The 21,488-nt window shown below is 38.9% G+C and carries 16 protein-coding genes; 13 read left to right on the top strand and 3 right to left on the bottom strand.

The annotated features are described in order from the left end of the window. Positions 1 to 238: 238 nt before the first annotated feature. Positions 239 to 1,336, bottom strand: a complete 1,098-nt coding sequence (dprA, locus tag LVD51_RS13310) for a DNA-processing protein DprA (RefSeq protein WP_236971876.1) — start codon at positions 1,334 to 1,336, stop codon at positions 239 to 241. A gap of 175 nt (positions 1,337 to 1,511) precedes the next feature. Here dprA and LVD51_RS13305 point away from each other — a divergent pair, with 175 nt between their 5' ends. The 7 genes from LVD51_RS13305 (at position 1,512) to LVD51_RS13275 (ending at position 12,345) form a co-directional block, all read left to right on the top strand. Beyond that, positions 1,512 to 2,141: a ribonuclease H1 domain-containing protein gene (locus LVD51_RS13305; protein WP_236971875.1), complete on the top strand. Its 630-nt coding sequence runs from the start codon at positions 1,512 to 1,514 to the stop codon at positions 2,139 to 2,141. A 204-nt stretch (positions 2,142 to 2,345) separates the two neighbouring features. Next, positions 2,346 to 3,998 (top strand): AMP-binding protein, encoded by a 1,653-nt coding sequence (locus LVD51_RS13300; protein WP_236971874.1) that lies wholly within the window; start codon positions 2,346 to 2,348, stop codon positions 3,996 to 3,998. Between the two features lie 10 nt (positions 3,999 to 4,008). Next, positions 4,009 to 5,850 carry an OmpA family protein gene (locus LVD51_RS13295; RefSeq protein WP_236971873.1) on the top strand — a complete coding sequence of 614 codons (1,842 nt, stop codon included), beginning with the start codon at positions 4,009 to 4,011 and terminating at the stop codon, positions 5,848 to 5,850. A gap of 33 nt (positions 5,851 to 5,883) precedes the next feature. Continuing rightward, positions 5,884 to 6,558 carry a hypothetical protein gene (locus LVD51_RS13290; protein ID WP_236971872.1) on the top strand — a complete coding sequence of 225 codons (675 nt, stop codon included), beginning with the start codon at positions 5,884 to 5,886 and terminating at the stop codon, positions 6,556 to 6,558. Positions 6,559 to 6,568: 10 nt separating this feature from the next. Next, the gene (locus tag LVD51_RS13285; RefSeq protein WP_236971871.1) at positions 6,569 to 7,393 is read left to right on the top strand and encodes a 2,3,4,5-tetrahydropyridine-2,6-dicarboxylate N-succinyltransferase; all 825 of its coding nucleotides are present in this window, start codon (positions 6,569 to 6,571) and stop codon (positions 7,391 to 7,393) included. A gap of 11 nt (positions 7,394 to 7,404) precedes the next feature. Further along, entirely contained in the window at positions 7,405 to 9,999 is a 2,595-nt protein-coding gene (locus LVD51_RS13280) for a M1 family aminopeptidase (RefSeq protein WP_236971870.1), read from the top strand. A gap of 69 nt (positions 10,000 to 10,068) precedes the next feature. After that, the gene (locus tag LVD51_RS13275) at positions 10,069 to 12,345 is read left to right on the top strand and encodes an ATP-dependent helicase (RefSeq protein WP_236971869.1); all 2,277 of its coding nucleotides are present in this window, start codon (positions 10,069 to 10,071) and stop codon (positions 12,343 to 12,345) included. A 315-nt stretch (positions 12,346 to 12,660) separates the two neighbouring features. On the opposite strand, the gene LVD51_RS13270 is transcribed toward LVD51_RS13275, so the two are convergent. Further along, complete coding sequence (locus tag LVD51_RS13270; RefSeq protein ID WP_236971868.1) at positions 12,661 to 13,575, bottom strand: transposase; 915 nt, start codon at positions 13,573 to 13,575, stop codon at positions 12,661 to 12,663. Positions 13,576 to 14,077: 502 nt separating this feature from the next. Further along, complete coding sequence (locus tag LVD51_RS13265) at positions 14,078 to 15,370, bottom strand: T9SS type A sorting domain-containing protein (RefSeq protein WP_236971867.1); 1,293 nt, start codon at positions 15,368 to 15,370, stop codon at positions 14,078 to 14,080. 403 nt (positions 15,371 to 15,773) lie between these two features. On the opposite strand from LVD51_RS13265, the gene LVD51_RS13260 reads away from it, so the two are divergent. From LVD51_RS13260 to LVD51_RS13235, 6 genes are all read left to right on the top strand, one after another. Beyond that, positions 15,774 to 16,277 (top strand): gluconokinase, encoded by a 504-nt coding sequence (locus tag LVD51_RS13260; protein WP_236971866.1) that lies wholly within the window; start codon positions 15,774 to 15,776, stop codon positions 16,275 to 16,277. A gap of 164 nt (positions 16,278 to 16,441) precedes the next feature. Then, complete coding sequence (locus LVD51_RS13255; protein ID WP_236971865.1) at positions 16,442 to 17,716, top strand: HmuY family protein; 1,275 nt, start codon at positions 16,442 to 16,444, stop codon at positions 17,714 to 17,716. 10 nt (positions 17,717 to 17,726) lie between these two features. Then, complete coding sequence (locus LVD51_RS13250) at positions 17,727 to 18,596, top strand: heme/hemin ABC transporter substrate-binding protein (protein ID WP_236971864.1); 870 nt, start codon at positions 17,727 to 17,729, stop codon at positions 18,594 to 18,596. A 14-nt stretch (positions 18,597 to 18,610) separates the two neighbouring features. Continuing rightward, positions 18,611 to 19,639, top strand: coding sequence for a FecCD family ABC transporter permease (locus LVD51_RS13245; protein ID WP_236971863.1), 1,029 nt, complete (start codon positions 18,611 to 18,613; stop codon positions 19,637 to 19,639). Beyond that, on the top strand, positions 19,636 to 20,421 hold the full coding sequence (locus LVD51_RS13240; RefSeq protein ID WP_236971862.1) for an ATP-binding cassette domain-containing protein: 786 nt from the start codon (positions 19,636 to 19,638) through the stop codon (positions 20,419 to 20,421). The genes LVD51_RS13245 and LVD51_RS13240 overlap by 4 nt, the downstream gene beginning before the upstream one ends. After that, entirely contained in the window at positions 20,418 to 21,488 is a 1,071-nt protein-coding gene (locus LVD51_RS13235; protein ID WP_236971861.1) for a hemin-degrading factor, read from the top strand. Before LVD51_RS13240 ends, LVD51_RS13235 begins: the two co-directional genes overlap by 4 nt.

Here is a 21,488-nt window from a genome sequence, read left to right as displayed (position 1 = left end):
GGTCATCTTCATCAAAGGTCGATTTACGACCTTTGGTTGCCCTAAAGGGCAACTACATTCAGTCATTCAAAAATCTTTTCCGTCATCATAAAACGTAAATCGTATTATTCGCCACTATAGTTTTATCATATCATATATGTTTTATACGAAATCCATTTAATGATTAATAAGCTCACCCATCTACGACACGGTGGTGAACGAGCTAAATCTTTTCCGTCATTATAAAATGTAATTTGTCTTAAACAATAAGATATCTACTGCCTGGCAGGGTCTTGACAATGCCCTTGAGTTCGAGTTGGAGCAAGGCAGTGGCGATTTCCCCATTGGAATAGGGCAAATCGGCTAGTATTTCTTCGATGTGGAAGGCTTGGTTTTTGGTATAAGATTCTAAAATGATTTTTTCCAATGTTGTAAACTCGTGAAATAGGCTGGTTTGAACCAAGGAATTTCTTTGGATTTTGTCCCAGGACATAGCTTTTAACAAATCCTGAGCTCCCATGATTAATTGAGCTTTGTGCTCTTTGATCAATTTATTGGGCCCGCTAGAATAGATATCATTGGATCGTCCGGGAAAGGCAAAAATGTCCTTGTGGTAACCAAAGCCCAGATTGGCTGTGATCATGGCACCGCCCCTGGTCTTAGATTCCACAATCAGTAGGGCATCGGACAAGGCGGCAATTATCCTGTTGCGAGCGGGGAAATGATATGATTCAGGAAGGGTGTCGATGCCGAGTTCAGTTATTAGTCCCCCATTCTTCTGCATCTTTTGGGCAATCGATCGATTGATATTGGGATAGATGAGGTCGAGTCCAGTTCCCATCACGGCTATGGTTGAGATTCCATTCTCCAACGCAGACCTATGGGCCATAGTATCGACACCATAGGCCAATCCACTGATGATGACAATGTTCAGTCCCTTTAAGTCTTGAACGAATTTTTCTATATTAAATTTGCCGTAAGTCGTCATTTTCCTAGTACCGACAATGCCTATCATTCTATCGGCGTTGAGGTTCATTTGTCCCTTGGTATACAATACAAGGGGGCTGTCATCAAAGTGTTTAAGTCGATATGGATATTTGCTGTCGAAGTAGGTAACAATCTCGCAATTGTTTTTTTGTGCATAAATCATCTGTTTTTCTGCCCATCTTAAGCCGAATTCAATATTTTTATAGTTGCAAAGTTGTTTCAGTGTTACTGGGATATCTGAGGATTGTGATCTACAGAGTGAAAAAAAATCATGCACGGAACCATATGTTTGAATTATTGCTTTTGCTTTTACAGATCCGATTCCCTTTATTTGAGTTAGGGCAATGAGTTGCTGGACTTGATTTTCCATAACGGGAAAGTTGTTGTGGATGGGGCGGCTCGAAGGTGATTTAAACGAAAATCATCTATAATTAACGGTAATCTTTCGATTTGTTGTCGAGGTATGACGCATTCAGTCATTGTAAAATGCATTTCGTATAAAATACAAAAAAAACTGGTCTTGGACCTAGAAATAAAATATAATAATGAGTAAAAAGTCTAAATATTACGTGGTTTGGGAGGGATTGAATCCAGGCATATACGATTCATGGAGTAAATGTCAAGAAAATATTAAAGGATATCCCAATGCCAAATACAAGTCTTATCCCGATGCTGAGTCAGCTACTTTGGCTTTTAGAGAGGGGTGGAAATCTTCTTTTAAAGCAGAACAAAAGAAAGTCAGCGCCAAGCCCTCGTCGTCTCAAGGTATTATTATGAATAGTATCAGTGTGGATGCGGCAAGTTCGGGCAACCCCGGCAGGGTTGAATATCAAGGAGTTTGGACCCATAATAAGCAGTTGATCTTTCATCAGGGGCCATTTGAGCAGGGTACCAATAATTTGGGAGAATTTCTGGCTTTAGTCCATGCATTGGCTATGTTGGACAAGAAAAAAGCCTATCAAATACCCATATATTCGGACTCGAAGACGGCACAAGCTTGGGTTCGGAATAAGAAGATCAAAACTACTTTGGAGCGTAATAATAAAAATGCAGCCCTATTTGAATTGGTGGATCGAGCGGAAAAGTGGTTGAAAGAGCATGAAGTGCGCAACCCAATATTGAAGTGGGATACGGTCAACTGGGGAGAAATACCAGCTGATTTTGGTCGAAAATAGGATGAAGTTTTCTCTTTATTTTTCTCATAAACTAAAGGTGTTTTATAGTATAATACAAATAGTTTGTTATATTCATCTGTGAATTTCGGGTTAAATACCACGAATATTCTGGATGATGAAAATTTAGAATTATATTGTATTTTGTTAAATACTAAAAATCATCGTATCTTTTACGTCTTGAAATTATAAATAAAATGATGGATTATGGGAAATAAACCTTGGTTAGAAAATTATCCGACTGGAGTGGCGGCGAATATAGATATATCGGCTTACGATAGTTTAAATCAATTTTTAAGCGATAGTTTTAAAAAATACAGTAAACTGACAGCTTATTCCTGTATGGGGAAAGACATGAGCTATCACGAGATAGAGGTTACAGCTACTTATATTGCAGCCTATCTACAGTCTCGAGGCTTGGTCGCTGGGGATAAAGTGGCCTTGGTCATGCCTAATATCTTACAATTTCCCATCGCAGCCTATGGGGTAATAAAGGCGGGAATGGTTTTAGTCAATACCAATCCACTATATACTTCACATGAGATGAAGCATCAGTTTGTAGATTCAGATGCAAAAGCCTTAATTATCCTAGAAAATTTTGCAGCAGAATATGAGAAGATAGCGGCTGAAACCGATATTAGAGTGGTTATCAGGACGAGTATTGGAGAGTTGCTAGGTCTCAAAGGTCATATGGTAAACTTTGTGGTGCGCAAGGTTAAAAAAATGGTTCCCAAATATCAATTAACGAATTCAGTTACCTTTAGTGAAGCTTTGGATGCGGGTAAGAAATTTACTATGCAGCCCGTAAAATCCCATCCCGATGATGTAGTGGTATTACAGTATACCGGTGGTACGACAGGAGTGTCTAAGGGAGCTATGTTGACCAATCGAAACTTGGTGGTCAACGGTTTGCAGGTAAAAGAAATCATGAGTCCATTTTTGGAAGACGGCAAGGAGATTGCCATCTGTCCACTACCTCTATACCATATATTTGCCTTTACGGTAAATTTTATCGCCCTATCCGCCTTGGGTATGAAAAACGTCTTGGTTACCAATGCCAGAGATATTAATTCCCTGGTAAAGGTGTTCAAGAATGAAAAAATATCGGTATTCCCCGGTTTAAATACCTTGTTTAATTCACTGACCAATAATGAGGATTTTAGAAACTGTGATTTTTCCAGTTTGAAAATTACCGTTGGTGGAGGTATGGCCGTGCAAAAAGCAGTAGCTCTGAAGTGGAAGGAAGTCACCGGTTGTGTATTGAGCGAAGGTTATGGTTTGACAGAGGCCAGTCCTGTAGTCTGTGTGAATCCATTTAACGATTCAGCTCGACTGGGAACTATAGGTATTCCCATCCCTTCTACCGATATGCGTATTGTCGATGATGAAGGCAATGTTTTGGGTTTTGATCAGGTGGGAGAAGTCCAGGTCAAGGGAGCTCAGGTAATGAAGGGCTATTATAAAAGACCTGATGAGACGGCTAAAGTACTTCAGGACGGTTGGCTGAAGACGGGAGACATGGGATTGATTGAATCCGATGGTTTCTTTAAAATAGTGGATCGCAAAAAAGATATGATTTTAGTCTCGGGATTCAATGTATATCCCAATGAAATAGAAGATGTGATCGCTATGAATCCAAAGGTTTTGGAGGTAGCTGCCATTGGTGTACCGGATGAACATTCGTCTGAAGTGGTCAAAGTCTTCGTGGTTAAGAAGGATAATAGTCTAACGGAAAAGGAGTTGAAGGAGTTTTGTAAAAAATATTTAACTGGATATAAGAGACCTAAGTATGTAGAATTTAGGAAAGAATTGCCGAAAAGTAATGTTGGGAAGATTTTAAGAAAAGAATTGCGAAGTTAAAACCTCGGGAATGCTTTTTTTAAAGAGGGATGCCAGTATATTTGCACTCTCTAATGTCTGTGTAATGAATAGAAGCTGTGTTTGGTCTGTCATCATTTTGTTGTTTTTTGGAAAACTCGTTTTGGGTCAAGATCTCTCGTCAAAGCTTCAAAAGCTTCCAGGTTTTGTTAATGGACCTAATACCGATGAAATAGCTCCTATCCTTACTTGGGATGGCAATACAATGTATTTCACTAGGATGAAGGATGCCAGGTTCAACAGAACATTGTATTACAATGGAGAGGATTTGTCCAAAATATTGGGTTTTGCGGATTATCTCGAAAAAATACAGGAAGTTTACTTATCTCTGGGCGATAAGAAGCACAGTGAGTTGTATCTATCTCCTTTTAATCAAGATATTTTTATAGCGAAAAAGGTCGATGGAAAGTTTGCTAAGCTCCATCACCCCGATCATCCTCTCAACAATGCCCTACCCAATTCTGTCTGCGCCATAATGCCGGATCAGACTACTTTGGTCCTGCTCAATCAATTCTATGAGAATGGCAGTATGTATAAGGGCTTTTCTTTTGCTGAAAAGGCAAGTGAAAATGAATACGATTTTCCCCAGCCCCTATTTATTTATGGATTTGATGATATGCTGGTGGGACAAGCCAATATTTGTTTGTCTCGAAATGGTGAAATTATGATCATCGCTTTGGCCAAGGAGGGGCAGAACGACACGGATCTGTATTTGTCTACCAGGGTAAATACCAATATTTATAGCCAACCGGAATTACTGCCCGGTCTAGTCAATAGTCCTTATCGAGAGTTTAGTCCAGCCTTAAGTGAAGATGGAAAATTTTTGTTTTTTTCGTCCACTAGAAGTCCAGGAATGCATCAAAGTGATATATATGTATCGCGGCGATTGGACAAAAGCTATCTGCATTGGAGTGAACCTCAAAGATTAAATGAACCGATTAATTCCCCTTCTCATGAAGGCCACCCTTTTGTGGTGGGTAAAAAATTGTATTTTAGTTCTGATCGCGATGGTAGTTGGGATATATTTTCTTATGATTTTAAGGCAGAAATACAAGACGAAATAGTTAAAGAGGAAAAGGCTTTGTCTAATAATTCAACGGAGATAGATGAAAGTGTAGTGAGCCAAAAGGATGATTTGGTCCTGGCGAATCGTTCGGTCAATGTGGAATCCAAACCTGTGGCCCAACCTAAAGAACAAGTCCAAGCTAAGCCCCGTATTAATAAGATTAAATTGAAAGTAGTCGATTCACAAACCCAACAGCCCTTGGCTTCAATCGTACAGATGAGACCTCAGGAAGGCGGACTAAATTTGAATGTTGATGTTGGCGCAGATGGTGTTATATTGGATATTAACGATGCGAGTTTGGTTACTTTTCAAGCCCAATTGGATCAATATATTTCAAAACCAATTACTCAAAATTTGGCCACTTTGTTGCAAAATGCGAAGACCATACCTGAGATTATTGTCCGAGTAGATCCGGTAAAAGTCGACAGTAGAATTACTTTAGACCCAATATATTTCAATAGGGGAAAGGATCGTATATTGTCTGTTTCCTATCCAGAAATTCAACGGTTGGTCGATGTTATGAAAAAGTACAAAAATATTAGCATTTTAATAGAAGGTCATACCGATAATTTTGGTGATGAAGAAGCTCTGCGCGAGTTGTCAGAGAAACGCGCCTATGCTGTTAAAAGATTTTTGGAAAGCCAAGGCGTGTCGAGTGACAGGATGAGAACTATAGGATATGGAAGAGCTAGACCGATTTCAGACAATTCCAATGAATTTAATAAGGCCAAAAATCGACGGGTAGAAATCGTGATTACCAAGACTTAATCGAGGAATTATTACCTTTGAATAAATATTTCTATGATAGCAAAAGTAAGTGAGATCGTTGCCAAGGCAATGTCGGTTGTATTTCATCCCATATTTTTACCACTGTATATATTGGTGATATATTTAATGGCCAATCCCTATCAGTTTGGATATAGCAGTCCTTTTGAAGATGTTGTTTTTTTGGTACAGACTCTCTTTATTTGTGTGATGATGCCATTGATTGCCGTATTTATGATGGCTCGATTAAATCTGGTTTCCTCTATTCATTTGACACAGAGGATGGATCGAATAGGTCCTTATATTGTTACCGCTATATTTTATATATGGTATTATTTAAATATTCAGAATTACGGTGTCGCCCTGATTTTTGAAATTTTTATTTTAGGTAGTTTGATTACCTTGTTTTTGTGTTTTTTTATCAACAATTTCTTTAAAGTCAGTATGCATAGTGCTGGGATAGCCAGCCTCATCGTCAATTTAGCTATTGCTAATCTCGCTTTTGAATATGGAAGTATCACATGGCATCAAGGTGGGCATTTTTATTATTTGCCCTTGGCTTTTGTTTTAGTAGCGACTTTAATAATCGGTTTTTTAGTGGTAATTTCGAGGTTTTATTTAAAGAGTCACAGTTGGCTAGAGCTTTTTGGAGGGTTATTATTGGGCGTTGCTGGACAGATATTTGCGCTAAAATTAGTTTATATCATATAAAAATTAACGAATGAATATTCAAAGGTTACAACAGATTATTGAAAAATCTTGGGAAGACCGATCCACTTTAGAGTCTGCTGAAACATTGGAGGCTATAGAGGCGGTGGTAGAATTATTGGATCAGGGTGCTCTTAGAGTTGCAGAACCACTTGCCGACGGAACTTGGCAGGTCAATGATTGGGTAAAGAAAGCCGTAGTCTTGTATTTTCCTACTCGTAAAATGGAGACCATTGAGGTCGGGCCATTCGAGTTTCACGATAAAATTCCATTGAAGAAAAATTATGCAGAGAAAGGCGTTAGAGTCGTCCCTCATGCTATAGCGAGATATGGATCCTTCCTCGAGCCCGGGACCATTATGATGCCTTCATACGTCAATATAGGTGCCTATGTAGGTGCTGGATCAATGGTAGATACATGGGCCACAGTAGGTTCATGCGCTCAAATAGGTAAAAATGTACACCTCAGTGGTGGTGTAGGTATAGGCGGTGTTTTGGAACCACCTCAAGCGGCTCCAACAATTATTGAAGACAACTGTTTTATCGGATCAAGATGTATCGTTGTCGAAGGAGTAAAGGTAGAAACAGAGGCGGTATTGGGTGCCAATGTCGTACTTACTCAGTCTACTCATATCATCGATGTTACGGGTTCGGAACCTGTTACCTACAGAGGAGTTGTTCCCGCCAGAAGTGTGGTAATACCTGGAACCTATGAGAAAGATTTTCCCGCTGGTAAGTATCAGGTTTCTTGTGCTTTGATCATCGGTAAGAGAAAAGAAAGCACGGATAAAAAGGTGAGTTTGAATAGTGCTTTGAGAGATTTTAATGTAGCAGTTTAAAAATTATTTATATGAAGTATGTAGTATTTTGTATTGTCTTATTTCAATTGGTCGCGTGTTCGGGGAGTAAGAAAATCGTCAAATCTGGAGATGAAAATATTCCCAGCATTGAACAGCGACAATTGGATACAATGGTGGTTACAGCACCTAAATTGGACACTTTGAAGGAGGAGATGCCTGTCGTTCAAACGGAAGAAGTCCCCAATGAATTAGAGGTGTATCGAGCCACTTTTGAAAGAACAATCGATATACTACATACTACTTTAAAGGTAGCCTTTGATTGGGAACGCGAAGCGGTGTTGGGCCAGGCTGAAATTACCCTTAAACCCCTATTTTATGCAACCAATACCATTGTTTTGGATGCCAAAGGTTTTGAAATTCACGATATCAAAGTGAATAATGGCGAGATAGGGATGGACTATACCTACGATGGTCAATTGTTAACCGTGATATTGGACGCGGTTTTAACTCGTCAAAATAAGGTTAAGCTGACCATTGATTATACAGCCTTTCCAGGAGAAACTGGTGGAAGTGCTGCCATTACTTCAGACAAGGGTTTGTTTTTTATCAACGCTGATGGCTCTGAAAATAAACCTCAGCAAATATGGACTCAAGGAGAAACAGAACACAATTCAAAGTGGTTTCCCACAGTAGACAAGCCCAATGAGAGAACAACGGCTGATATCTATATTACGGTACAGGACAAATTCAAGACGCTGTCTAATGGTTTATTGCTCAGTTCCAAGGACGAGGGCAACGGTAAGAGAACCGACCATTGGAAAATGGATCAACCCCATGCACCCTATTTATTTATGTTGGCTGTAGGAGAGTTTGCAGTAGTTGAGGATAGTTGGAATGGTATTCCACTCGGATATTGGGTAGAGCCAGAATTTGAAAAAGATGCCAAAGCCATTTTTGATAATACCCCTGAGATGTTATCGTATTTTTCTGATTTGCTAGGTATTTCATTTCCGTGGCAGAAATACGATCAAATTGTAGTTCGAGATTATGTATCTGGAGCCATGGAAAACACCACTGCTGTTATCTTTGGAGAGTTTGTACAACGTCGGAGCAGAGATTTAATCGACAACAACAACGATAGAATTGTAGCCCACGAACTTTTTCATCATTGGTTTGGTGATTTAGTAACTACAGAGAGTTGGTCTAACTTAACCCTCAATGAAGGTTTTGCCAATTACAGTGAACATTTATGGCGGGCACATAAGTATGGAAAATACGAAGGTCAAGCTCAATTGTTTGAAGAGAAATTTGGATATATTTATTCAACATCTACCGAAATTCATCCCTTAATTGATTTTCAATATGCCGTAGACGAAGACATGTTCGATGCGCATACCTACAACAAAGGGGGAATGGTATTGCATATGTTGCGTCATCATTTGGGTGATGAAGCTTTCTTTGCCGGCTTGAATACCTATCTTACTCAGCATGCTTATTCTTCTGTAGAAGTACACGATTTGCGTTTGGCATTTGAGAAAGTAAGTGGACAGGATTTAAATTGGTTCTTTAACCAGTGGTATTTAGGTGCCGGTCATCCAGAATTGGATATTGAGTATAATTATGATAGTTCGAATCAATCCTTGGAGGTAAATGTAAGTCAGACTCAGGATCCGAATATTTCGGTAGCCATTTTTGAAATTCCCGCCGTATTTGATGTCTATGCCCAAGATGGCAGTAAACAGAGATTTGAGTTTTGGTTGAATCAACGCAATCAGACTTTTACTATTACCGATATCGATAGTGAGCCAGCCGTAGTCAATTTTGATCCGGATCACGTTCAATTGGTGGTGACCAATCAAAATTATTCTGGACTGCAAGCCAGTTTTTTGATCAACCATACCGATCATGTAGCCGATGTATTGTTGAATGCTAGAAATGCTGATCCCATGGCTATCGATGTAGATCGATTATTAAGTCATCCTTCTAAAGATCTTAAATTAATGGCCCTCGATATTGTTTCACCGATGAGCCCAGTTTCTCATAAAGAAAAGGTGATGGAGATGGCAATGAGCGATAAAAATAGTTTTGTGAAAGCTAAGGCTATTGGCGTATTGTCTACCATTGGCACTCCGATGTCGGATGTTAAATTAATGGCTATGGTACAGTCATCATCTCTTCCATATCGAGTGGTTGATGCTGCGCTTAAGGCATTGTACGAGTCCGATGAAGAAAAGGCGATTGAAGTTTTACACACTATAAATATAGAGGAGTCGCCTACATTGGTGGCCAGTGCAGGTAATATATTGAGCCATTCGAGAGATGCAGCCAATTTGCCTTTCTTTGAGAATAATGCTCATAAAATCACAGGAGAAACGGCATTAGATTTTTATGGTGGTTATATGCGTTTGATGTCTGGTATAGAGTACGATAGTGTGGAGTCAAAATGGGATACATTAATTGAAAATATATCATCATCCAGTGATCTTTATACTAAATATGGGGCCATTAAAGGAATAGGAGATGTATTGTCATCGGGAGAGACTTTAGAGATCGGATCAGGAGTTCTAAGGAATTACGCGGCTAAAATTATTTCCACTGTGGATAATCCACAATACAAAGTTTATTTTCAATCGCTGGTAAAGTAAGAGAATATTAAAAGAGGTAAATTTGATGGGGAGTCACTGTAAGGGTGACGGTGAAATTGAAAAAATATTATGGCAGATTTTATAAATGGGTTGAATCCGATTCAAAAACAAGCAGTTACCCAATTTCAGGGGCCTGTTATGGTTGTGGCAGGTCCGGGATCAGGTAAGACAAGAGTACTTACTTTTCGGATAGCTTATATGTTGACTCAGGGGGTAAAGCCTCATGAGATTCTTGCGCTTACTTTTACCAATAAGGCGGCCAAGGAGATGAAGGAGAGGATAGAAAAGGTAACCAACGGTTCTATTAATTCTTTGTGGGCCGGTACTTTTCACTCCTTGTTTGCCAGAATATTGCGGATAGAGGCCAATCATATTGGTTACCCCAGTAATTTTACAATTTACGATTCCGATGATTCAAAGAGTCTGTTGCGGACCTTAATCAAGGAAATGAGTTTGAATAAGGATGCCTATCCTCCTAATCAGGTATTGTCCAAGATTTCGGCGGCCAAAAGCAATTTAATGACGCCGAAGGCCTATGTAATGGACAAGAATAATATGCAGGCGGATCAAATAGCGAATCGTCCTCATTTTCACGAGATTTATAAGAAGTATGTAGATCGATGTAAGGCGGCAGGAGCAATGGATTTTGATGATTTATTGTTTCGACTGTACGAGTTGTTTCAGAAAAAGCCAGAAGTCTTAGATAAGTATCGCGCGCGATTTAAATATCTTATGGTAGATGAGTTTCAGGACACCAATTTCTTGCAATATGCCATTATTCGCAAATTGACCAAGTATGCCAACAGTCCAGAGAATATATGTATTGTTGGGGATGATGCCCAGAGTATATATGGATTTAGGGGGGCGACCATCGATAATATTTTAGACTTTGAAAAAGATTTTTCAAATGTCAAGGTCTTTAAGTTAGAGCAAAATTATCGAAGTACCTTACATATAGTTGCGGCAGCCAATGAGGTTATTGGGTATAATAAGCGGCAGATAAAGAAGGAGATTTGGACGGATCAGCAGGAGGGAGAAAAGATCAAGGTACTCAAAGCGGTGTCAGATGGAGAGGAAGGTAAGCGAGTGGCCGATTTGATACTGGAATATAAGAATAGGCACCATGTGCCCAACAATGAGATCGCTATATTGTATCGGACGAATTCACAGTCAAGGGTTTTTGAAGAACATCTTCGACGGTACAATATCCCATACAGGATTTACGGGGGGCAATCATTCTATCAGCGCAAGGAGATAAAGGACATGATGGCTTATTTCAGATTGGTTATTAATCCCAATGATGAAGAAGCTTTTAAACGGGTAGTCAATTATCCCAAGCGAGGGATAGGGGATACGACCTTAGCCGGAATTTTGTCTTATGCTGCGGCCAATAATATTTCGCTTTTTGAAGCGGCAAAGCAGGCTCCACTCAGTGCGAGAGCTAGAACACAGATCAATAATTTCATATCTATTATTGAGTCCGGTATTGCCAAAAATCAACCTGATGCGGCTTATGCTACTGCTGATTATGTAGCCAATGCCAGTGGCATCATTAAGTCATTGAAGGATGAGAATACGGTGGAGAGTTTGGGTCGATTGGAAAATATTGAAGCATTGCTCAATGGGATCAAGGATTTTGTAGAGGCTGACGAAGTTGTAGAATCCGATGATGAAGAGGAAGTGGATAGAAGTTTGGCTAGTTATGTTCAGAACATAGCGTTATTGACGGATCAGGACAATGAGAATTCGGAATTTGAGCAGGTGACATTAATGTCTGTTCATGCGGCCAAGGGATTGGAGTTTGACGCGGTATTTGTAGTGGGGATGGAGGAGAATTTATTTCCATCGTTTATGTCCATGGAGAATGAACAGGATGTGGATGAGGAGAGGAGGTTGTTTTACGTTGCGATTACGAGGGCACGCAAGTATTTGACTTTGGCATTTGCCACTTCAAGGTATCGATTTGGCAAATTGGTATACAATCGATCCAGTCGATTTCTTGAAGAGTTGTCGGCACAACACCTTGAGAATCCCAATGTATTGCACGGAGTTCCACAGACTACTGTTGCCAGTTCTAGGGCTACGGTCACAGGTATAGGGAAGTCGAGGTCGGCGCCAAAGATGGTGACCAGAACAGCGCCTGCTGATTTCAAGCCATGCAATCCCGATGATATTGAAGTGGGCATGTATGTTTTACATTTAAAATTTGGTAAGGGTAAGGTATTGAATATTGACGGAAAGAATAAGAGCAAGGTCGCTACGATATTTTTCAAGGAAATCGATAGTCCACAACGGCGAATAATGTTAAAATTTGCTAAGCTTCAAATTTTAACCGATGGCGAGTAAAGGAGGTTGGGTATAGAGATTTTGTGTTTTGATTTTTAGTCATGATCAGAATTTAGCGGATTGATTGGGTGGCGATTACGGGATTTGATTTTGTTGTGATGAGGTTGTGGTTTTCGATATAATTAGATCAATTTGTTTATCATGAGGTTAAGGATAGGTAATTCAATTCAATAGTTTTTGTGATGAGAAGCAATTGATGTCGAATGAAATTTCGGTATTGATTTCATTTTTAGTTGAGGAAGCGATATTGGAGATTCGGTTGATGCTGTTGGAAATCGGCGAGAATTTTTGTCATTGAAAAAATTACTCGGTTTTTCAGACTAAAGGCGCTTTAGGCTTATAGGTCACAATGTCTTTGTAAGTTCTCGCTTCATGTTTTATCATCCGTTCTATAAGGTGGAGGAAAATGCCATCTTCCATATCACATCTATTAAGCCTAAAGAAGTATTCGTCTATATAATACTGCAAATGTTCGGCATGTCCGTGAATTCCCCTGAGCCACTGCAATAGCCCACAACCGATACGATAAGACATCACTAGGGGACGTTTCCCTTTATTGGGTTTGAAAGGTTTCATTTTTCCATATACATTTTGTAATGGGGCAAAGCCAGACCATCCCGTCGTTTTTATAGTTGCTGTTTTGTCAATATGATTTAGAAAAATTACGCTCAATTCTTTGGAACTCAGGTTTTTTATTCTGTGACCATATGTGTTGCCTCTACCACTGCCTTTTTTTTCATGAGCAAGAACAGCTAGTTTTTTCTTTACCACCTTTTCTCCATTTTCTATAACATGGTTGATTCCCAGTTCCAATGGCAAAATTTCTACATCGGTGGTTATGGAATAAATCTTTCTACTCCCCATAGCTTGCATGGTCTTTTGTTTAAAAAGCCAACAAGTTTTTTGTCTTAAACCCAGTTTTCGACTGAGTTCCGTAGATGAAATCCCTCGTTTATTGGTCGATACAAAGTAGACAATGGTAAAGGCTTTTAGTAAACTAAATTTCACTTTGTGGAATAAAGTGTTGGCAGTTGGTGATTCAATATATCCACACTTAGTACATCGACGATGGTAATTCTTTACAGTATTACAATATTTTTCGTGCTTACATCGATGGCACTGATATCCATTTTTCCACTTTTTGTTTGATAAGTATTTCAAACAACTTTCATCGTCGGGGAATTTTTTCTGAAAATCAGACAAAGTTAGGCTTTTTGATATTGCTTTCATTTTTTTAAATTTTAAATCAGCTATACTTGAATTGTGTTCTGATGGCTAAGCGCCTCATGCGCCATTGGTCATCCAACGACCCATTCCTCCCCCCTTCCTACATATTTTACCTCCCCTCATTTCCCCTCATCTTCCTCATTCAGCTAATCTTTAGCAAATATTTAGGGGTAGTATTCTCTACGCATTTGTATTCTCTACGAAGTTGACTTCTCAAGATTTAGTTTCTACATCATCCGTCTTAAATTTATGATCAATAGTTTTGATTACTCGTACTCGCTAACATTCTAAATGCATTTGGTATTATACCTTTCTTCTTCATCCCAATAGGCTGAGATCCAATGGTTGAGTTCTCCATCCTGATTTGCTGTGATCTATTGTTTTGTCCATTGATTCGTTCCAACTTCTATATCTTCTCTATGTATGTAGTGAGTATATATCCTCAATCGTTCCTAGTATTCAGTGTCTTATGATCAACAAACATTTCCTGATCATAGGATAATCCTTATCTGACCAACTCAATCTTTTTGCATTCTAATTCCCCCCTATCTTCTATGACCAAAAAATAAATGCCAGAAGGTAAAAAACTCAAATCCAATGTTTTATCTCTATAGCCTATATCTCTTAAGACGATCTGACCGAGATTAGAAACTAGATATATATTGGTGTTTTGAGAAAATGGCCCCCAATCAATTTTTATGTGACCATCACTTGGGTTGGGATATATGGTGATTTTTGAAGATTGAGATTCTGGTTTTAAGTTTTCTGTTCGACTATATATTGTAGGACTATTGACGGAATGAATTTTTAATCGAAAGAAATGTTCATCAGAAGATTTAGGACTGTAATAATACGTGAAATCATGTAAGCCAGACCCATCTTTCATAGCCTCAGTCACAAAAATATCTTCCCATTGATAACCGTTGTTACTGTGTTGTAAATGGTATTGCGCAAATAATTCATCAATATTTAACAGCTGCCAAACCACTTTTATGGCTTTGTCTTGCCATTTGGCCTTAAAGGCCTGTATATATATGGGGAGGCCAGATGACAACATCCTTAAATTTATCTCATCTATAGCCAATTCGTCTCTGCTGCCAGAACCTCCTTCGTCATTTGTCGTCCATCGTAGGTAAATGGACGATGCCGATGGCAATATGGTGTCAATGTCTCCTTGGCGATAAGTCATATTCCAAACAGCAGAGTCGGATTCTGCCTCCGGACTGATATAGTCTAAACTGGGAATGTCGTGATATATTACGTCATCCAATGACCATGAAAATTTGATGTGACTGGATCGATTCTCATTATTATAGGTCCAAATTTGGTAATTGATATTTAATCCATTGACTTCCATTCCCGTGTTGTTAATGGCTCGAAGAATGATTTGGCCCGGGGTGAAATCCCCTCCAGTGGGCTGGAAACCGAAACTGTGATTGTTTGGAGAATGGATAAATGCATAAATACCACCAGTAGTTTTTCCACCTTCAGAAATTCCTCTGGCAAAATCATTTTCCGTAGCCGTCTCTCCGAAATTTAAATCGCCAGCGGTGAAACCCAATATCTTCCATGCGTCTGAATCTAAATTCCCAGGTGAAGGAGCGGGGGCAAAACCACTTCCAGTAAAAGTGTCATTGCATACGCCGTCTAAGGTTTGATCAAAATCAATATTCGCTGTACTATCGATTTGATTGATGGACCACTGGCCGATGACCGGATATGTAAAAAGGAGAATTACAATATGACAAACATATTTAATCTGCTGAATACAACCGATATTTTCATTAAACAACTGCATGTCAATTGTTTTATAAGAGAAAATAAAGGTTTAATTAATTTTTTGGTGAATTTCCAATATAGTGAAAATATGTTGAAGGAGAAAATTTTTTAAATATATTTTTTTGATATAAGTAAAATATTGGCGGTATTATGGTTCATATAGCAAGAACTCTTTTTTCCCAGCCTATCTAGGTCAAGCCGGGATTAAATATGATGTATTTATTCAATTTTATTCTAATTCGGTATGTCATTATAATTAGAAAAGAAGGGATGGATATATTCTTTTAATTCTGATGAGGGTGGCGTTTTTCAATCATATACTACCCTATGTTATTAGGTTGACTTTGTTTTATGTCAGATAAACACGATTTTTTAAATATATTTTATGCAAATTTATCCTTCAATTTTCAAGCGATATAAGAATGAAGCATAAGGTAATATATGTAATGGGAGTGTCTGGTAGTGGAAAAACGACCATCGGTGAAATGGTGGCTGAAGATTTGTCTATCGCTTTTTACGATGGAGACTCCTTTCATTCTAAAGAAAATATTGCAAAAATGAGCGCCGGCCATCCACTTAACGATGACGATAGGGCAGGTTGGTTGTCAAATATTAATGAATTTGTGGTCGATCAACTGCAAAACCACAGTGTTGTGGTCGCTTGCTCTGCCTTAAAAGAATCCTATCGCCATGTACTAAATCACAACATCAGTGAAGAAGATAGAATTTGGATATATTTAGATTGTGATTTTCACCTTATTCGTCAACGAATGGAGGCAAGGTCTCATTTTATGCCGCCTTCACTCTTACAATCTCAATTCGATACCTTGGAAATACCATCGGCCGATCTCCGTATTGATATGAGTCAGTCCTTGGACACTATCCACAAGACATTGAGATCTTTCCTCCAATCCATTTCTTTATAATAAGCTAGAATAGAAGAACTCTATTAATTATTCCGATCTATTAATGCTACTGATATGTAAGCATAGCTAGAATATTTTTTTCAATTTTTTTCAAATATGTTTTGAGAAGAAATTTTTAGCTCTATATTTATCTTTAATTTGACTAAGTCTAAATAAGAATAACAATGAAAATAATTACACCCCTTATCATTTTAATGTTTTTTTCCCTACTATCTTATGGCCAAATTGACCAAGTGAGTCAAGGTGATGGCTACCGATCCAGTGTTTATTACAGCTTATCAACTGGCGAATCTACCAGTGTCGATTATCAACAATGGGATATTGCTTTCCAAGTCAGTAGTCGAGGATTGGCCGTGGCTATCAACGAAGCTGCTTCATCAGCTACTGATGCCCTACCTCCAGTGGCTCTCTACAGTTCTTCTGTAAATGATTTTGATGCAGTATTGGATACCAGTCATATCTTAGATCAACTGTACAATGGTGGTTCATCCTGGTCAGAAGGTGCCTTCAATAGTTTAACCGATACCGCAGATGTTTTTGATTTTGGATGGGGAAGCTATAATCCAGCTAGTCATGATGTCATTGGAAGTCGAGTATTTATTGTAAAACTAAGAAATGGTGAATATCGTAAATGTATGATTGATCTTCTGAGAGGAAGTAAATACTACTTTAGATATGGAGATTTGGAAAGCCAAAATATCGTAGTAGACAGTATCGATAAATCCGATTTTGAAAACAAACAATTTGCTTATTATTCTCTTCAAAATCAACAAGTACTCGACTTGGAACCAGAAGATTGGGATTTAAAGTTTACCAGATATAATACTCCTCTCGACGATGGTCAAGGTGGAATTTTAGACTACAATGTAACTGGGGTATTGTTGCGCGGAGAGTTGGAAGCCATTAAGGTAACCGGCGTTGATCCAGCAACTGTTCCATATAGTGATTACGAAGATCAGTGGTCGTCTAATATTGAAACCATCGGTCACGAATGGAAGTCCTTTAGTCTATCTACCTTCCAGTATGAAGTAGCCGATGATCAAGTGTATTTTATTAAAACGGCTAATGACAGTATTTACCGCTTGCAGTTTATTGACTTTGAGGGATCGTCGACAGGGATATCTACTTTTCAGAAAACCTATGAAACAGTATTAGCTTCTTATCTAGAGAGACCATCTTATATCAACGAATTTAAACTCTACCCCAATCCAATATTACAAGGTCGGGATTTAAATGGGATAATATCCAGTACTAAAACTGTAAAAGAGGCTGAGGTTAGTTTGTACAATGTGCTTGGACAAAGATTATTCCACCAGTCCTTATCATTACAAGTAGGTGACAATCCCTATGTCCTTCCCAGTAATTTCCAACCCGGGTTATATCATTTAGTCTTATCGATGGATGGATCCGCATTCTCGAAAAAACTTATCATTCAATAAATAAAATATTATGAAGGTTAAAATTCTAGCGCTAGCCGGCATTGTAATGCTACTAACTTTTTGCCAAAATTCATCTGATCCACAAAATCAGCTGACTTCGGTACAAGAAAAGAGGATAATATCTCTTAGTGGATTCGTTACAGAATTGCTCTACGATTTGGATTTGGGAAATCAGATTGTCGGAGTTGATGTCACCAGTACATATCCCGATGATGTGAAAAGTTTGCCTCAGTTGGGTCATATTAGTCAAATCAATGCAGAGGGAATAATGTCTTTAAGTCCAGACCTGATATTGGTCGACGCTCAGCAGATGGCACAAAATCCAGTATTTGAACAATTGGCCAATTCTGGAGTGGAAATACTGCCGGTACAAACTCAGTTTACATTGCACAATGCCTATAATGTAGCAGAACAATTATCAGAACATATAGCTATTGACCATGAAAAAATAAAAGAATTAAAACAGCAATTAGATCAAGATAGCGTCAGCCTAAATGATTTCAAAAATCAAATAGAAAAACCAGCAAAAGTATTGTTTATCTATGCTAGAGGGGCAGGTAATCTGATGGTTGCCGGTAAGGAAACTTCTGCCGCTGCTATAATCAAATGTGCTGGAGGAATAAATGCCGTTGAAGAGTTTCAAGGTTTTAGAGCGCTAACTGCGGAATCATTACTGGAATCCAATCCCGATGTTGTCCTGATGTTTGAATCGGGATTGGCCAGTTTTGACAATGTCGAGGGCCTGTCTCAAATCCCAGGTATGTCTCAGACTGCTGCCTTTAAGAACAAGAAGATTATTGCCATGGACGGACATTATTTAACTTCCTTCGGTCCTCGGGTGGGTAAAGCAGCATTGGAATTGTCTCAAAAATTATATTGAAACCACTATTTAAAATGAAGTTCAGCCATCGACAAATATTTATCTCTCTCTGGGGACTGCTAATGGTTACCGTTTTAATCTCCCTCAATATGGGAGCATTTCAGGTAGACCTAAAGTCACTTATGGGACAATCTTCCACAGAATTCCTAGCGTCGAGCCAATACTTTATATTAATGGATATTCGTCTGCCCAGGATAGTATTAGCTGGTCTTACTGGGGCCGGATTGGCAATTACTGGAGCAGCTATTCAAGGAATGTTTAGAAATCCCCTTGCCGATCCCTCTCTTATAGGCGTGACCAGTGGAGCCATGTTGTTTGCGGTTATGTCAATAGTTTTAATGGGGGTAATTCTGCCCTCAATGACGGCTTTTTTTCAGCAATCCATGGTGGCTCTTTTTGCCTTTGCGGGGAGTATGGTATCCATCTATCTCGTCTATTTTTTATCCAAAAAAGCGGGTAGAACCCATATTATGACGATGTTATTGGCCGGTATTGCTATCACAGCCCTTACTAGTGCTATTTCCGGAATTTTTATTTATTTATCTGATGAACAACAATTGCGAGATATTACTTTCTGGAGTTTGGGGAGCTTTGGCGGAGCCACTTGGACTCAAGTTTTTATTGCCGGTCCTATTATCCTAATCGGAATATATAAATTAAATACCTACTGCCATTCTCTCAACGCTATAATGCTGGGCGAGCACGAAGCAGAATATCTGGGCGTTGCTGTGGAAAAAGTCAAGACAGGAGTTATTCTCATATCCTCTCTCATAGTCGGAGTATGTATTGCCATGAGTGGAATTATCGGTTTTGTAGGTTTGGTAATTCCACATTTTATACGCTTAATTAAAGGAGCAGATTATCGATTTCTAATGAAATCGTCAGCCCTAACAGGTGCCATATTTATGATTTTAACCGATGATTTAGCGCGTACCATTATTGCTCCTGCAGAACTGCCTATAGGAATATTGTCGGCTTTGGTAGGGGGGCCATTCTTTTTATGGTTATTGATGCGGTCACAAAAAGAACAGTGGTTATTATGATAACAGTCCAAAAAATAAATGTAGCAATAGCCGGTCATGAAATCATAAGGGATATCTCTTTTGATATCCTTCCCGGCAGATTTACCGTGGTAATCGGGGTTAATGGCGCGGGTAAATCCACCCTGCTCAATACCTTGTCCGGACGGAATAAAAGATTCGATGGCAGGATATTGTGGGATAAACTGCCCCTCCATCAAATGGATATTAAGATCTTGGCTCGTCGAAGAGCGGTATTGTCCCAGCAGTTCTCTCCGGGATTTCCGATGAAGGTATACGATTTGGTGGAAATGGGCATGATGGCTATAAATGAAAAAGTATCTCCTGGGGACAAGAAAAATAAAATCCTCCAAGCCTTGAATGAAGTCGGCATGTTGCGATACAAAGACAGGATGTTCGATACCCTTTCTGGTGGAGAACAAAAACGAGTGCTTTTGGCCAAATGCTTTGTTCAGTTGTCAGACAGTGATCATCATATTAAATATTTATTTCTAGATGAGCCAACCGCTTCTATAGATATTCATCATTCCTATAAGATCTTGCAGTTGGTTAAGGAAAAATGCCATCGTGAAAACTATGGGGTTTTTGCCATATTTCACGATCTCAATCTAGCTGCTCAATTTGCAGATCAAGTCCTGTTGTTAAAGTCTGGGGAACTCGTGTATAGCGGATCTCCTGATCAAATGTTTCAACCCGATATTCTACAGTCGGTATTGGGTATTAATTCCATTGTTCAACCACACCCTATATTGGGATGTCCTCATATCACAACTTTACCATTATGAATAGAATTAAAAATTTAAAAAGTCAATTAGAAGATTTAAAAAAATCAAATCCCAAATTGCGGAACAGAGATTTGGCTGAGAAATTGGGAATTTCAGAAGCTGAATTGTTAACCTTGAATATTGGCGACAAAGTCGTCCTTCTTCGAGATGATTTTAAATCACTTTTGGAAAATATGTACCAAATGGGCAAAATCATGGCTCTGACCCGGAATTCTTCAGTAGTCCATGAACGCAAAGGAATTTATGAAAATGTAACCTTTTACAAAGGTGAGGCCAATATGGGAGTAGCTGTGAATCCCGATATCGATATGCGTTATTTTATGAATGCATGGAAGTATGGATTGGCCGTCGTCATGGTACGTCCCAAGGGCGATGACTTATATTCCTTTCAATTTTTTAATGAAGAAGGGGAAGCTGTCCACAAAATATTTTCAACAGTTCAATCTGATATAACGGCTTATCATTCTCTTGTGGAACAGTACAAAGCAGATGAACAAGAACCGATAGAGATTCAGAAAAGTCAGACCAAGCCCAGTGAAAAGGAAGAGATTGATATTTCTCAAGTCGATGTAGCTGGTTTTCGTGAAGCATGGATAAATCTAGATGATACCCACAGCTTTTTTGGAATGTTGAAATCATTTAATCTCGATCGATTAACGGCATTGTCCATAGCTCCAGAAGGAATGACGCAAAAGGTCTCTAATCAATCTGTGGAGAAAATATGTGCGTTAGCTGCAGAGCGTCAAGTACCGATTATGTGCTTTGTGCACAGCAAAGGTTGTGTCCAGATTCATACCGGACCTATTCGCAACCTAAAAACCTTTGGCGATTGGTTTAATGTCTTGGATCCCGATTTCAATTTACATTTGAAATCATCAGATATCTGTGAAACTTGGGTTGTTCGAAAACCGACCAAAGACGGTATCGTGACTAGTTTAGAGTTGTTCGATAAAGAAGGAAATTTAATTACCTACTTTTTTGGAGCTCGTAAACCAGGTGTTCCGGAATTGGAAGAATGGAGATCCATCGTCGACGACACTATAGTTTCAACCTTGGTAAATCAATAA

This window comes from Membranihabitans marinus, assembly GCF_021729155.1.
Lineage (GTDB): Bacteria > Bacteroidota > Bacteroidia > Chitinophagales > Saprospiraceae > Membranihabitans > Membranihabitans marinus.
This window is presented reverse-complemented; position numbering and strand designations above follow the sequence as displayed.